Origin of the sequence: Roseateles aquatilis (assembly GCF_002205645.1) — a bacterium.
Classification (GTDB): Bacteria; Pseudomonadota; Gammaproteobacteria; order Burkholderiales; family Burkholderiaceae_C; genus Roseateles; species Roseateles aquatilis.
Map to the genome: position 1 here is coordinate 235539 of NZ_NIOF01000002.1, position 13955 is coordinate 249493.

Annotated in this window: 14 protein-coding genes; 13 read left to right on the plus strand and 1 reads right to left on the minus strand. The window is 69.0% G+C overall.

What is annotated here, in order from left to right; genetic code table 11:
* The 13 genes from CDN99_RS06615 to CDN99_RS06675 all read left to right on the plus strand — a co-directional run bounded on the left by CDN99_RS06615 (nt 1) and on the right by CDN99_RS06675 (nt 13742).
* Nucleotides 1-429 carry a hypothetical protein gene (locus tag CDN99_RS06615; RefSeq protein WP_088383856.1) on the plus strand — a complete coding sequence of 143 codons (429 nt, stop codon included), beginning with the start codon at nt 1-3 and terminating at the stop codon, nt 427-429.
* Nucleotides 429-2063, plus strand: coding sequence for a portal protein (locus CDN99_RS06620; protein ID WP_088383858.1), 1635 nt, complete (start codon nt 429-431; stop codon nt 2061-2063). Before CDN99_RS06615 ends, CDN99_RS06620 begins: the two co-directional genes overlap by 1 nt.
* A gap of 12 nt (nt 2064-2075) precedes the next feature.
* Nucleotides 2076-2270, plus strand: a complete 195-nt coding sequence (locus CDN99_RS06625) for a Bbp19 family protein (RefSeq protein ID WP_088383860.1) — start codon at nt 2076-2078, stop codon at nt 2268-2270.
* Between the two features lie 2 nt (nt 2271-2272).
* On the plus strand, nt 2273-3214 hold the full coding sequence (locus CDN99_RS06630) for a hypothetical protein (RefSeq protein ID WP_088383862.1): 942 nt from the start codon (nt 2273-2275) through the stop codon (nt 3212-3214).
* A 259-nt stretch (nt 3215-3473) separates the two neighbouring features.
* Nucleotides 3474-4214, plus strand: a complete 741-nt coding sequence (locus tag CDN99_RS06635) for a hypothetical protein (RefSeq protein WP_158218769.1) — start codon at nt 3474-3476, stop codon at nt 4212-4214.
* A gap of 185 nt (nt 4215-4399) precedes the next feature.
* The gene (locus CDN99_RS06640; protein ID WP_088383866.1) at nt 4400-5299 is read left to right on the plus strand and encodes a phage capsid protein; all 900 of its coding nucleotides are present in this window, start codon (nt 4400-4402) and stop codon (nt 5297-5299) included.
* 36 nt (nt 5300-5335) lie between these two features.
* On the plus strand, nt 5336-5803 hold the full coding sequence (locus CDN99_RS06645; protein WP_088383868.1) for a hypothetical protein: 468 nt from the start codon (nt 5336-5338) through the stop codon (nt 5801-5803).
* 81 nt (nt 5804-5884) lie between these two features.
* Nucleotides 5885-6490: a phage connector family protein gene (locus tag CDN99_RS06650; RefSeq protein WP_088383870.1), complete on the plus strand. Its 606-nt coding sequence runs from the start codon at nt 5885-5887 to the stop codon at nt 6488-6490.
* A gap of 3 nt (nt 6491-6493) precedes the next feature.
* Nucleotides 6494-8770 (plus strand): phage tail protein, encoded by a 2277-nt coding sequence (locus CDN99_RS06655; protein ID WP_088383872.1) that lies wholly within the window; start codon nt 6494-6496, stop codon nt 8768-8770.
* A 2-nt stretch (nt 8771-8772) separates the two neighbouring features.
* The gene (locus tag CDN99_RS06660) at nt 8773-9213 is read left to right on the plus strand and encodes a hypothetical protein (RefSeq protein WP_088383874.1); all 441 of its coding nucleotides are present in this window, start codon (nt 8773-8775) and stop codon (nt 9211-9213) included.
* Nucleotides 9206-9766, plus strand: coding sequence for a hypothetical protein (locus tag CDN99_RS06665; protein ID WP_141100672.1), 561 nt, complete (start codon nt 9206-9208; stop codon nt 9764-9766). The genes CDN99_RS06660 and CDN99_RS06665 overlap by 8 nt, the downstream gene beginning before the upstream one ends.
* Before the next feature lie 3 nt (nt 9767-9769).
* The gene (locus CDN99_RS06670) at nt 9770-11827 is read left to right on the plus strand and encodes a hypothetical protein (protein ID WP_141100673.1); all 2058 of its coding nucleotides are present in this window, start codon (nt 9770-9772) and stop codon (nt 11825-11827) included.
* Nucleotides 11817-13742: a hypothetical protein gene (locus CDN99_RS06675; protein WP_088383880.1), complete on the plus strand. Its 1926-nt coding sequence runs from the start codon at nt 11817-11819 to the stop codon at nt 13740-13742. The genes CDN99_RS06670 and CDN99_RS06675 overlap by 11 nt, the downstream gene beginning before the upstream one ends.
* On the opposite strand, the gene CDN99_RS28135 is transcribed toward CDN99_RS06675, so the two are convergent.
* Entirely contained in the window at nt 13729-13953 is a 225-nt protein-coding gene (locus CDN99_RS28135; RefSeq protein ID WP_141100674.1) for a hypothetical protein, read from the minus strand. The two genes, CDN99_RS06675 and CDN99_RS28135, sit on opposite strands and share 14 nt — an antisense overlap.
* Between the last annotated feature and the right edge of the window lie 2 nt (nt 13954-13955).

Genomic DNA, 13955 nt, shown 5'->3' on the forward strand with positions numbered 1-13955 from the left:
ATGTGCGATCCGGTGAGCGTTGGTATCGGTCTGGTGGGCGGCATGGTCGCGTCCAAGGCGCTGGCGCCGAAGACATCGACGGCCTCGGTGGTCCCGACGACCGACCCGGCCGTCGAGCGATCCGCAGCTGAGGCCGAGGCCGCCCAGTCCGCCAACCGCAAGCTCGCCGAGGATCAGCGCCGCCGGCGCGGGCAGGGCAGCCTGCTCGCCAAGGGCGCGCCGACGCCCACGCTCGGCGACACGACGAGCGCCAGCAACTCCGGCCAGAGCCCGCTCAGCGGCATCCCCACCAACCGCGGCTTGGGCACGATGCTGCGCGGCACGCTGATGGCCGCCGGCGCAACGCCCACCGCGGCCGCGCCCAGCCCGCTGGGCGGTGTCGGTGGTGGCGGCTCGCGCTCGGGCTCTCGCCCCATCCAGGCGTTCTGATGACCTCCCTGGCCGAAAAGATCTGCCTGCGCCTGGCGCAGATGAAGGGCGAGCGCGCCAAGAGCGAGCCGGCCTGGCGCAGCTGCTTCGAGTTCACCTACCCCGAGCGGATGGAAGGCCTGGGCGGCAGCGGCGTCGACGCCAGCTTCGCGCAGCAGAAGAAGACCGAGATCCTCGACAACGTCGGCACCGACGGCGTGCGGATGCTCGCCTCCAACGTGATGGGCGGCATGACGCCGGCCAACGCGGTCTGGCTGGGCTTCGACGTGCCGGACGAGACGGAGGAGGAGCGGCGCTGGCTCGACCACGCGGCCGAGGAGGTCTGGCTGGCCATCCACCAGAGCAACTACGACAGCCAGAAGTACGAGGCGATCGTCGACTCGCTGTGCGCGGGCTGGTTCGTGCTCTTCATCGAGGACCGCAACGGCCGCCCGTTCTTCCTGCAGTACCCGCTGGGCCAGTGCTTCATCGCCTGCAGCATGCTGGGCGGCCCGGCCGACATCCTCTACCGCTCGTTCCAGATGACCGCCGAGCAGGCCGTCAACGAGTACGGCGACAAGGTCAGCCAGACGATCAAGGACCAGGCCGCCGACACGGCCAAGTGCAGCACCAAGCACGAGTTCGTGCACGCCACCTACCCGCGCACGAAGTACACGCCCGGCTCCAAGCTGCCGCGCAACATGGCCTTCGCGTCGGTGCACGTCGAGGTCGCGGGCAAGAACGTCGTGCGCGAGAGCGGCTTCAACGAGCAGCCCTTCGTCTGCCCGCGCTGGATGGTGCTGCCGGACTCGCCGTATGCGCTGGGCCCGGTGTCCAACGCCCTGGGCAACATCCGCGAGCTGCAGGCGCTGCTGGCGCTGGAGAAGGTCGCGCTGGGCCGCGCGGCCGCCGGCGTCTACATCGCCGAGGACGACGGCGTTCTCAACCCGCGCAACGTGCGCGTGAAGGGCGGCACGGTCATCGTGGCCAACAGCGTCAACAGCATCAAGGAGCTGCCCACCGGCGCGGACTTCAACGTGACCTTCTCCAAGGCCGACCAGCTGCGCGCTGAGATTCGCCGCATGCTGCTGGCCGACCAGCTCGCGCCGCAGGACGGACCGGCCATGACGGCCACCGAGGTGCACGTGCGCGTCGCGCTGATCCGCCAGCTGCTGGGCCCGCTCTACGGCCGCTTCCAGTCCGAGGACCTGGCGCCAACGATCGACCGCGTGTTCGGGATGATGTACCGCCAGGGCCGCCCCGAGCTGGGCGGCGAGCCCGGCCCGGTGCTCATCGACGACGCGCCCGAGACGCTCGCCGGTGTGAAGTTCTCCAACCGGTACCTGTCGCCGCTGGCGCGTGCCCAGAAGCTCGAGGACGTGACCGCCATCGAGCGCGTCACCGCGATTGCCGGGACGATGGCTGAGCTCGGCAAGCCCGAGACGCTGGACCTGATCGACGGCGAGCAGTCCATCCGCCTGGCCGCTGACGCGCTGGGCGCGCCGGCCAAGATGTTGCGCACCGAGAAGGGCCTCATCGCTTACCGCCAGCAGCGCGAGCAGACGCAGCAGCAAGAGCAGCAGGCCGCCCAGCAGCAGCAGCTGCAGACCATGTCCGTGCAGGCCACGCTCGACCGCGCTTCCCAGCCGGTGTAAGCGCCCCGCGCCATGTCCGCCACCCCCACCGATTACGAATCGATCTTCATGTTCCCCGAGGGCCAGCGCGTCCTCGAGGACTTGATGGAGCGATTCGCAAAGGCGCCCTTTGTCGCCGGACAGCCCGACCAGACCGCATTCAACTGCGGCACCAAGGCCGTCATCGAGCACATCTGGGCACAGATCGCAGCGGCCAAAGGAGCCTGACCATGAAGAAACTGATCTCCGCCGCCCTGATGCTGGCGGCCAGCCTGACGGCAACCGCCCAGGGCTATGACCCGGTGGTCTCGCAGTACGACCCGACTGGGAACTCCGTCCAGCAGTACTCGATCCCCAAGCCCACCGGCGGTGCCAACGGACTGCTGATGTACGACGGCACGGCCAAGCTGCAGTTCCTGGCGACGCTGGACTCGAAGCTGGTTCTGTCCGGCACGACGCTGACGCTCGACCTGAGCGCCTACACCACCAGCGCCGCTCTGGCGTCGACGCTGGCCAGCTACGCGACCACCTCGGCGCTCACGTCTGGCCTGGCCGCCAAGTTCAACGCGCCCGCCGGCACGACCGCCCAGTACATCCGCGGCGACGGCTCCCTTGCCACGCTGCCCGCCAGCGGATCCGGCACGGTGACCAGCGTGGGCCTGACCTCCAGCACGCTGAGCGTCATCGGGTCGCCGGTCACCACGAGCGGCACCATGACGGTCAACCTGCCCAATGCCGGCACGGCGGGCACGTACAGCAGCGTCACTACCGACCCGCAGGGCCGCGTCACCGCTGGCACCACGCGCAGTTTCGCCAGTCCGTCCCGCGCGCTGAGCTCGTGCTTCCAGATCAGCGCCACGCGCGACGCGCTCGTGTCCTATGCCGTGGACGTGACGACCACGGTCACGCTCGGCGGGGCGCCCGAAGGCGCCGCGTTCTTGCGCACTTACACGAACAGCGCGTGCAGCGCCGGCCAGGTCGGCGTGATCAGCGGGTCCAGCGGCCAGCCCACCACGCTGACGGTCTCGGTCGGCCAGCAGATCCGCGGCTCGGTCAATCTCTACGGCGTGGTGGCCGCCGGGACCTGGGCACGCATCGAGACGGCAAGCACCGGCACGGGCACGGCGCCGACCTTCGCCATCCGCGCCGAGCAGCAGGAAGTGCAGCTCTGACCACCTCGACCTCGAATTCCCAACCGGCCGGCCTGTGAGCCGGCCTTTCTCATGGAGCAACGCGATGTATGTCCGACGCAAGTACTTCAACCAGGCCGGCGCTGATGGCGCTGCTGACGGCGGCGGTGCGCCGCCTGCTGCGGCTGCCGCCCCGGCCGCTCCCGGCCCCGCACCCGCTCCTGCTGGCGGCGCTGCTGCCCCAGGTCCCGCGCCTGCGGTCGGTGCACCAGCTGCAGCAGCTCCGGCACCTGGCAGCCTCATGGCTTCCGGCGGCGCAGCTGCCGCTCCTGGACCTGCACCTACAGGAGCGCCCGCGCCAGCTGGCAACGAACCCGCCCAGGTCATCCCGGAGAAGTACCTCGTCAAAAACGAGGACGGGACGACGAACCACGAAGCGACATCGCTGAAGGTCGCGCAGGCTCACGCGGCGCTGGAGAAGAGGATGGGCGCGGGCGAGGCGCCGCCCAAGGACGCCGACAGCTACCAGCTCGATCTGCCGCAGGGCCTGAGCATGGACACGCTCAAGGACGATCCGCTCTTCGCCGGCTTCCTGAAGGGTGCGCATACCAGGGGTCTCAACAACGCCCAGGTGTCCTACCTGGTCGGCGAGTTCCAGCAGCGCATCCAGCTCCTCGAGGAGCAGCGCAACAGCCCCGACGTTGGCGCCGCCGAGCTGCGCAAGATCTGGCAGACGGACCAGCAGATGAGCACCGGACTGTCGCGCAGCTTCAAGGGCACGCAGGCCTTCGCAGAGGACCAGGACCACGCCGCGCGGCTGGACAAGAAGTTCGGCAATGACCCGGACTTCATCCGGCTGATGGCAAAGGTCGGCAGCGAGCTCGGCGAGGACAAGCCGGTGCAGGGTGTCACGCAGGTGGACGTTGAGAACCGCGAGGCGCTCATGCGCAGCGAGGCCTACAACAGCCCGAACCATCCGGAGCACGCGGCGACCGTGGCCAAGGTCAAGGCCAGCTACGAGCGCCAGTACGCCGGACAGTGAGCCTGGCGGGATTCCGCCACGGGGTGGGCGCGACATTGGCGCCCAACCCGCCCGGCGTGGCAGCCGGATACCGGGATGGATAGCCCGGCTGCCCGCAAAACAGCGCCAAAGCGCAGCGGCCGACACAGCGGCCCGACATGGACACCCGCGACACCACGGCGTGACGACTCCAACGAGGAATCACCATGTCCACCTCTCCGACCATCACCACCGCGAATCGGATCCAGTTCCACGATTCGTTCTTCCTCAAGCTGCAGCAAAAGGTCAGCCGCTTCCAAGGCCGCGTGACTGACCGCGGCATGATCTCCGGCTCGTTGTTCACCACGAACAACATCGGCCAGGTCGAAGCCCAGCAGGTCAACGGCCGCTACCAGGACAAGCAAGCGCAGGACATCGACCACGAGACGCGCCTGTGCTACCTGTCGGACTTCGACGTCGGTCCGCTGGTGGTCGACGCCTTCGACCTGCCCAAGCTGGTGGCGGACCCGACCTACAAGTACATGGACCTGCTGATCGCGGCGACCAATCGCCGCAAGGACCGCACGATCTACCGAGCCCTGCTCGACGGTGCACTGTCTCGCAATGCCGAAGGCGCCACGCCGACGCTGGCCATCATTCCGGCCGGCCAGCAGATCGCCGCCGGCGGCACGGGCTTCACCAAGGCAAAGCTGATCCAGTCCAAGGCGCTGTTCCGCGGCAACGAGGCCGACGAGTTCAACGACGAAGAGCTGAGCATCGCTTACGACAGCGTGATGCTGCGCCAGCTGCTGAGCGACACCACGCTGACCAGCGCGGACTTCATGGCCGTGAAGATGCTCCAGGAGGGCAAGCTCGCGGACAAGTGGCTGGGCTACAACTGGATCCCCTACAACGCGCTGGACGTCCCCGCCGCCAACACCTCCCGCACCGTGGCGTGGGCCAAGAGCGGGCTGCAGTACGGCACCGGTATCGACGTCAAGACCGACATCAGCGAGAACAAGACCAAGCGTGGCAACCCCACCGAGGTCTACGGCTGGATGTCGCTGGGCGCGGTCCGTCAGGACGACCAGAAGGTCGTGCAGATCGACTTCGCCAACAACGTCTGATCGCCCACGAGCTGACGCAACTCCAAGGAGAAAGACATGGCTGAATTCAACTCGCGGCAGGTGGCGAACCTCGCTGCCTCGCCGCTGATCAAGAACCCGCCGTATGACCACGGCAAGGTCAGCATCCTGATCGCCACCACGCCGGCGGTCGCCGCCTACGCGCAGAACGACACGCTCCTGCTGGCCACAATCCAGAAGGGCTCGCGCATCCTGCGCAGCGGCAAGGCCTGGAACGGCGCGTTCGGCGCTGGCGTCACGCTGGCGATCGGCGTGCGCAACGCCAAGACCAAGGTGGTGATCGACGCCGCCGGAATCTTGGCCGCGACATCGGTGGCCACGGCCGGCCTGGTCAAGAACCTGGACACGGGCGCGCTGCTGAACCAGGCCAACGGCTATGTGGTGCCGGACGACGTGGAGGTCTATGCCACGCTCGCCGGCGCCGCGCCGACGGCCAACATCCAGGCCGAGTTCGAGCTGCACTACCTGGGCCCGAAGGCGGGTTGATCGAACGACTGCTGGCCTTCCCCGGCCAGCTCACCCAAGCGGGGGCCATCGAGCCCCCGCTTTTCATTGGAGCCCACGGCAATGAGCGCCACTCCCGTCTCCATCTGCTCGAACGCGCTGCTGATGCTGGGTGACACCACCATCAGCTCCTTCGATGACGGTACCGATCGGTCGCGCCTGGCGGCCAACACGTGGGAATCTGCCCGCGACTACGTGCTGCGCAGCCACCCTTGGAACTGCGCCACCAAGCGCGTGATCCTCGCTCCGGATGCGCAGGCGCCGGCGTTCGGATGGAACTACCAGTTCCAGCTCCCGGCAGACTGGCTGCGCACGATCTCGGTGGGCGAGGAGGGCGAGCGTCCCGGATACAAGATCGAGGGCCGCAAGATCCTCTTCGACCAGAAGGAGCTCAAGCTGCTCTACCTGTGGCGCAACGAGGTGCCCGCCACCTGGGACACGCTGCTGGTCCACACGATGACCCTGGTCATGCGGGCGATCTTCTCGTACCCGATCACGCAGAGCGGCGGCGTCGAGCAGCTCGTGGAGAGCACGCTCCAGCCGATCCTGCGCCAAGCCCGCTCCGTCGACGGGCAGGAAGATCCTCCGGACGCGCTGGACGACTGCCCGCTGCTGCAGGCGCGCTTCATGGGTGGCGGCGGCTACGACCGCTACCGCCGGGGGTGGTAAGCCATGCCGATGGTCAGCCTCAACCAGACGGCCTTCACCAGTGGCCAGCTGTCGCCGCGGGTGCGCGGCCGCACCGACATCGACCGCTACGGCTTCGGCCTCAAGCTGTCCCTAAACGGACGCCCTGTCATCCAGGGCGGCTGGAAGCGCCGTGAGGGCAGCCTCCGCAACGCGGACGCGCTCACGGACGTCGCCCGCTCGTCGATCGCCGTTCCGTTCGTGCAGGGCGATGACCAGGCGTGGATCCTCGAGTTCGGCCACCTCAAGATGCGGGTCTACAACGCTGACCGCACCTACGCCGGTATCGAGATCGCATCGCCCTACACCTCGGCCCAGCTCTACGAGCTCGACTGGTGCCAGTCGGACAGCACGATGTGGGTGTTCCACCCAAACGTGCCGACGCAGCGCGTGGAGCACCCAGCGCTCGCCGTCTGGGCGTTGTCGGCCGCGCCGTTCTCCACCATCCCATTCGACGAGGTCGGCTTCATCCCCGCGACGACGGGTACGCTCTCCCTGGCCACCGTCGGTACCGGCCGCACCCTGACCGCCGGCGCTCCTACCTTCCTGGCCTCCGACGTCGGCCGTGCGGTTCTCAGCGACGCGGGCATTGCCGTCATCACCACCTTCACCAGCACGACCGTCGTCACGGTGGAGATCACACGAGCGTTCCAAGGCACCGTGCTGGCGGCAAGCAACTGGACGGTCGACAGCAGCCCGCAAGCCACGTGCACGCCGCAAGACCTCGGCAGCGATGGCAAGGCAGATCCAGTCGGCTCGATCATCACGCTGACGCTGAGCGCGGACGGTTGGCGCGCGGCCGACGTCGGCAGCATGGTCCGCATCAACGGCGGCCTGGTGAAGATCACGGCCTGGACCAGCGCCACCGTCGTCAGCGGGCGCATCCTGCGGGAGCTGGCCGCCACGGTCGCCGCGCCGGCGCTGAGCTGGAGCCTGGAGCCTCCGGTCTGGTCCGCGACGCTGGGCTACCCACGCACCGGCGCGATCCACCAGCAGCGCCTGATCGCTGCGGGAACGAAGAAGTTCCCCCGCAACGTCTGGGGCAGCCGCATCGGCGAGCCGCTCGACTTCGAACGCTGGACCAACGACAACGACGCCTTCGCCTTCACGATCGACAGCGACGAGTCCACGCCCATCCGCTACGTCTCCGCGGGCAAGCGCCTCATCGTCTTGACCGAAAGCGCCGAGTACACGATGTACGGTGGCGCCAACAAGCCGAGCATCACGCCCACGAACGTCACCGTCGACCCGGAGAGCAACCACGGCTGCGCTCAGGTCCGCCCGGTGCAGATCAATCGCGAGAACCTCTTCGTGCAGCGCGCTGGCCGCAAGATCCGGGCGCTCGGCTACCGGTACGACATCGACGGCTTCAACGCGCCGGACCTCACGGCTCTGTCCGATCGCATCACGCTGTCCGGCGTGGTGGCCATGGCCTACGCGCAGGAGGCCGAGCAGACGCTCTGGGCTTGCCTGGCCAACGGTCGCCTGATCTCGTGCACGATCGACCGGGACCAGCAGCCCAGCGTCGTGGCCTGGGCTCCGCACACGACCGACGGTTTCGTCGAGTGGGTGACGTGCATCCCGACCGGTGATCGCGACCAGGTGTGGCTGATCGTGCAGCGCCAGGTCAACGGCGTGACGAAGCGCTACCTCGAAAGCCTGGACGACACCTTCCAGCCCTGGCACCCCAGCGTGCCGGATCCGGCGCCCGTCGACGACGAGGATGTGCCGCGTCCGACCTACGGTTGCACGGTCGACTGCGGCGTCGTGATCGACAACGCGGCCGGACAGACCGACTTCAGCGTGCCCCACCTTGCGGGCCGGGAAGTCGACATCGTCGCCGACGGCGCCAAGCAGCCGCGCCAAGTCGTCGCGGCCAACGGCGCCATCAAGCTGGCGCGGGCCAGCAAGCGAACGCTGATCGGCCTGCCGTTCCGCACGCACGGGAAGATGCTCACGCCAGAGATGCAGGGGATGCAGGGCAGCGCTCAGGGCAAGGCCATGCGCACGGGCAACGTTTCGATGCTGCTGCTCGAGTCCATCGGCGGGAAGATCCGCAACAACCAGGGCGATGAGGACGAGCTGGCCGCGCGTGTGTTCGGCGCCGGCATCCTCGACAAGCCGCCTATGCCGTTCACCGGCCCCAAGGACGTGACGAAGCTGGGCTGGAAGAAGGGCGTGTCGGAGATCTCAATCATCCAGGACGACCCGATGCCACTGCACGTGCTGGCCATCGTCCGAGACGAGAGCTTCACGGGGTGATCATGCTGACGATCTCTTCCGCACTCCCTTGCGACGTCGCCGACCTGGCCGCTCGGATCACGGAGTTCGACGCGCTCGAACTCAAGGCCGCCGGCATCACCGTGGAGGGTGCGACCGCCAACGTGCAGCCGCTGGCGCTGCGCCTGGCCGGCGAGCTCGTGTGCCTGTTCGGCGCGGTGCCGCACCCTGCCGCCGCCGGCGCCGCGATCCCATGGATGCTCTGCACCCGCACGCTCGAGCGCGTGCCGCGGCGCGCCATGGCTGCAGTCTCGGCCCGCGTGGTCGCCGACTGGTGCGGCCGCTTCACCTACCTGACCAACATCGTCCACCGGCGCAACCGGCGGGCGATTCGATTCGTCCAGTGGCTGGGGTTCACCGTCGGCGACGTGCCGTGCGGGCCCGGCCAGGAGTTCTACGCGTTCGAGTGGAGGCGCAATGTGTGATCCAGTTTCCATGCTGGTCGCGGGCACGACCGTGGCCATCGGCGGTCAGCTGCAGCAGGGCCGTGCCGCGCAGCGCGCTGCCAACGAGAGCGCGGCGCAGGACGAGTACACCGCGCTCGTCGAGCAGGACAACGCCCTAGCGCAGGCGCAGCAGATCCGCCGGCAGGGCGAGTCCGCCCGCGGGCAGATGCTGGCGGCCGTCGCATCGTCTGGCGTCAAGATCGGCGCGGGCAGCACGCTCGACGCCGAGCGCCAGGTCATGCAGGACTACGAGACCGACGCGTCCATGGCGATCCTCACCGGCAACCGCTCGGCCGCAGGGCTACGCGGCCAGGCTGAACTGACCCGCCGCGCCGGCCGCAATGCGCGTGCGGCGTCCAACATCGCCGCCTTCAACACGCTGCTGTCCTCGGGGTCTCAGGGGATGAAGCTCGCCGGCGGAAGCCTGTCGGGCTGGGATGCGCGCGGCCCCAACGGCACCAACGATCGCAGCGCGGTGAGCGTCGGCAACAACATGGACTGGTTCCTGCGCAACGGCACCAGCGGAGACTGACACATGGCACAGATTCCAGTCGGCGCCGGGCGCCGCGTCACCCCCGGCGGCTACCGTGGCCCGAACGCTTCGCCGGCGTCCTACGGCTCCCAGGTTGGCCAGGCGATGGAGCAGCTCGGCGGCACGGTCGCCGGCATTGGAATGGACGAGCTCAGAGAGCAGGCGCGCGTCCGCGAGGAGGAGCGGCGCCAGGCCGCCGCGCAGGCCGAGGCTTCGGCGCGCCAACGCGATCTTCTGGCAGTGCAGCAGGGGCAAGACCAGCTCCGCGACGCCCACGATGAGATCGCGGAGGGTATCGGCAACGGCACCGTTCCGAAGGAGCAGGCCGAGCAGGCCTGGCAAGACCGCGCCAAGCAGATCCTGGCCGACACGACACCTAAGGTGCGGCCGCAGGCCCAGGACCTGGCCACGCGTGAACTTGACGGGCTGCAGGCGCGGCTTGGCAACGGCGTGCGCAAGACGGTCCTCAAGCGCGACCAGTCCGACATCCAGGCCGGCATCGATCAGACGCTCGAGTACCAGGCGCGGCAGTACGGCACCGATCCGGCCAAGGCCTCGGCGATGGTCGAGGCGACGCTGCGCGAGCTGGGTCCGTTCAGCGGCCTGTCGCCCGAGCAACTCCAACGCAAGGGGCAGGTGTGGCGCGAGTCCACCGAGTACACGCAGGGCTTCGAGGCGGTAAGCGGAGCCCGCAACAGCCGGCCCGGGCTCGATCAGGCGGAGAAACTGGTCAACGGCGGGTTGCCCAACATCGATCCGCAGAAGAAGGCCACGCTCAACGACCGGATCCAGGCCTACCGCCTGAGCCTGGACCAGAAGGACGAGATGGCGGCGGCGCGCAGGCAGCGCGAGGCGGAGACGCGGCTCAAGAACGCCGAGGCCGCCTACAACGTCTTCGTGAGCCAGGCCGACAAAGGCACGATGCTGGACCCGGCCTACATCGACTCCGCCATCCAGGTGACCGCCGGCACGCCGTACCAGAACGGCATCGTGGCCATGGCCAAGCAGGCGCAGGAGAGCGGCGGCCTTGCCGCGCAGCCGGTGCCGGTGCAACGTCAGATGCTGACTGAGCTCGACGGAGAGATCGCGAGGAACGGCCGCAACCCCGCGCTGGACAAGCGCCGCCAGCAGCTCGAGAAGGTGCTCCAAGGGTCGGAGCAGGACCTGCAGCGTGACCCGCTGCGCGCTGGCCTGGAGCGCGGCGTCATCACCCAGCTCCCGCCGCTGCAGTTGCAGGGCGGGCTGGAGGGAATCATTCCCCAGCTCACTACCCGCGTGCAGCAGGCCGACCGTGTCGGCACCTGGGCGGGCCGGCCGGTCGCGCCGTTCACGAGCGACGAAGCGCAGAACGTCGCCAGGTTCATCCGCACGCAGCCGCCGGAACAGCGCGCCCGATCCATCCAGGCGCTGGCGCAGGTGATGCCACCGCGCCAAGCGCAGGCGCTGGCCGCGCTGATGGACAAGGAGGACCGGCCGCTTGCGATCGCGTTCGGTCTCGGCGCATCGCGCACAACCTTCGACCGCCCGGTGGCCGAGCTGGTGCTTAAGGGCGCCACTGCGCTGGAGAACAAGACCATCAAGGAAGACAAGACGCCGGTTGACGGCTGGATGGGGCGTATCAACGCCACGATCGCGGGCGTGTACGGCAACACGGAGCAGACCTCCATGGTGTCCGACGCGGCGCGCTACATCCTGGCGGGCAAGGTGGCGGAGGGTGCTGCTGGCAGCGACGGCGACGTGCGCACCGCCATCGACCTGGCCGTCGGCGGCAAGCTCTCCGACGTGAATGGCACGCAGGTCGTCATCCCCGCCGGCGTGCAGCGCAAGGACTTCGACGCGCGCATGCGCCAATACCCGCCGGATGACTTGGCCAAGCAGCTGCCCGACGGCAAGGTGTACGTGCGAGGCCAACCGATGGACCTGCAGGTCTTCCTCAACGGCCTGCCCAGCGCGCAGCTGCGCACCGTCGGCAGCGGTCGCTATGCGGTGGTGGGCGGCGGATCCATCGCCACCAACGCGCAGGGCAAGCCGATCGTGGTGGAGGTCCCGAATGCTCGATGACCTGTTCGAGGCCCAGACCCTGACCAACCTGCGCGACGAAGCGCTGCGGCCGCCTCCGGTGCCGCGCCAGGCGGCCAGCTTCAGCGCCTGGCGCACGTCTACCGCCGCACCTCGAGGCGTCGCCGCCGGCGCGGCGCAGAGCAGCGCCTTCCTGTCCGACGTCGTCGGCGCCTTCGGCCAGGTCCTTGACGCCACCGGGACGGTGAGCGCGCGCGGCATGTTCGCCACCCAGAGCGAGGAGGAGCGCAAGAACAGCCAGGCCGCCGCCGAGCGCATGCGCCAGGGCCTCGACTTCAGCAGCGAAGCTGGCGACCTGTTCCGCGGCGTGGCGCAGGGCTACGCGCCGGACGCCACGACCGCCCACGCGTCGGAGCGGCTGGTCTTCGACTTCGCCCGCGTCGGCACCAAGGCGGCGGGATACATCGCCGCCGGCGGTCCGATCGTCGGCGGCGTGCTCACGGCCGGGGACGAGGGCCTGACGGTCTCCGACGAGCTCAAGCAGCAGGGCGTCGACCTCGGCACCCGCACGGCCGTCGGCGCCGTCGTGGGCGCGGTGACGGGTCTTGGGGTGGCGCTCCCCATGGCTGGCCAGACAGCGAGACAGACGATCGGTCTCGTGGCCGCCGGCGGACCCGGCGCCTTCGTCGCTCAGCAGGCCGGGGTGCGCGCCATCCTCCAGGCAGCCGACTACTCGCACCTGGCCGAACAGTACGACCCTTTCGACCCGGTCGGCTTGGCGGTGTCGACGTTCATCCCGGGCGCATTCGGCGCCCACGGCCTGCGCGTGAATCGCCGCGCCGCCGCGGCGCGCGCGGCCGAGGACTTCCGCACCGGTCCGGTCCCGAGCGATGAGACACCCACGGCGGCCGCCGCGCGGGAAGCGGCGGGGCGCCCGTCCGACGAAGTCGCCGACGCCGCGCGCGTGCTGCTGCAGCGCGACCAGCGCGACAGCGCCAACCCGTTCCGTCCTGACGACTGGCGCGCCTACGCGGCTCACGAGCAGGCCTTCGCGCGCGCGATTGACCAGATAGCCAGCGGCCAGCCGGTGCGCGTCAACGACGTGATCGTGCCGCCCGAGCTGGGACCGGCCCGCCAGTTGCTCGAGCAAATCGACGCGCTTCAGACGGAACGCGCGGATCTGCTGCCGATGGCGGCAGACCTGGCAGAACCGGGCGCCATTCGCGACGCCCGCGCCGAGCTTGGCCAGCTGCGCGCTCGCCCACCCGACACCAGCGACGCCGGCGCGAAGGCCTTGGCCAAGCAGATCCAGGAGCAGCAGGGCGTCAGCTACAAGGCAGCGCTGACGGAGGCGCGCAAGCAGCTGCAAGGCCAGCAGGCTGACTTCGATGCCCGCGTGCAGCGCATCGAGGCCGCGATCGACCGCAACGCCAAAGCGCAGCAGGCGACCCAGCGCATCGGCGAGATCGACCAGCGCGTCTCGGCGCTCGAGCAGCAACTCGGCCCGGAATCGCGGCTTGCCCAGTTCCAGCGTGATCTCGAGGCGGGCGTGCGCCAGCTCGAGCAACAGCCGGCCGCCCGCGTGCCGGTTCGAAAGGAGACCCCACCGGATGCATCAGCACCAGCAGCACCACCGTCGCGACCAACAGAGCCAGCCCAGCCGAAAGCAGCGGATGCTGGCGGCGCTGGAGCGGAGCCGCCACTCCCGCCAGACGTCCCCGGCGAGGGACCTCGAAGTGCCGCGCCCAAGGCCGGACTGGTAGACGACGCCGCGGCCGCGCGCGTCGCGCAGATCGAGCTCGAGCAGCCTGGCCTGCTGGTGCAGTTGGACGGGATGGACGCGCCGCGCCCGTTGTCGGAGGTGATGACGGCCGTGAAGGCCGAAGCGGACGAGTTGCTGTCCGAGGCGGAGCTGTACCAGACGGCGGCGCAGTGCGCGTTGCTCAACCGTTGGTGAATAGCCTGATCAGAGCAGTTGGTCCGTGCTCGACGGCCGCGGAGACAAGCCCTAGTACACCCACCAGCGCAAATGCGGCGATGACCAGACCGTATTCCTTCAGGGCTCCCCACGCGCGACTGCGCGACCCCGTTGCCATCAGCACCGACAGGGGAATGATCGCCAGAGCTACCAGCAGGATCAATACGCCGAAAACGGCTTGGAGAGACATCG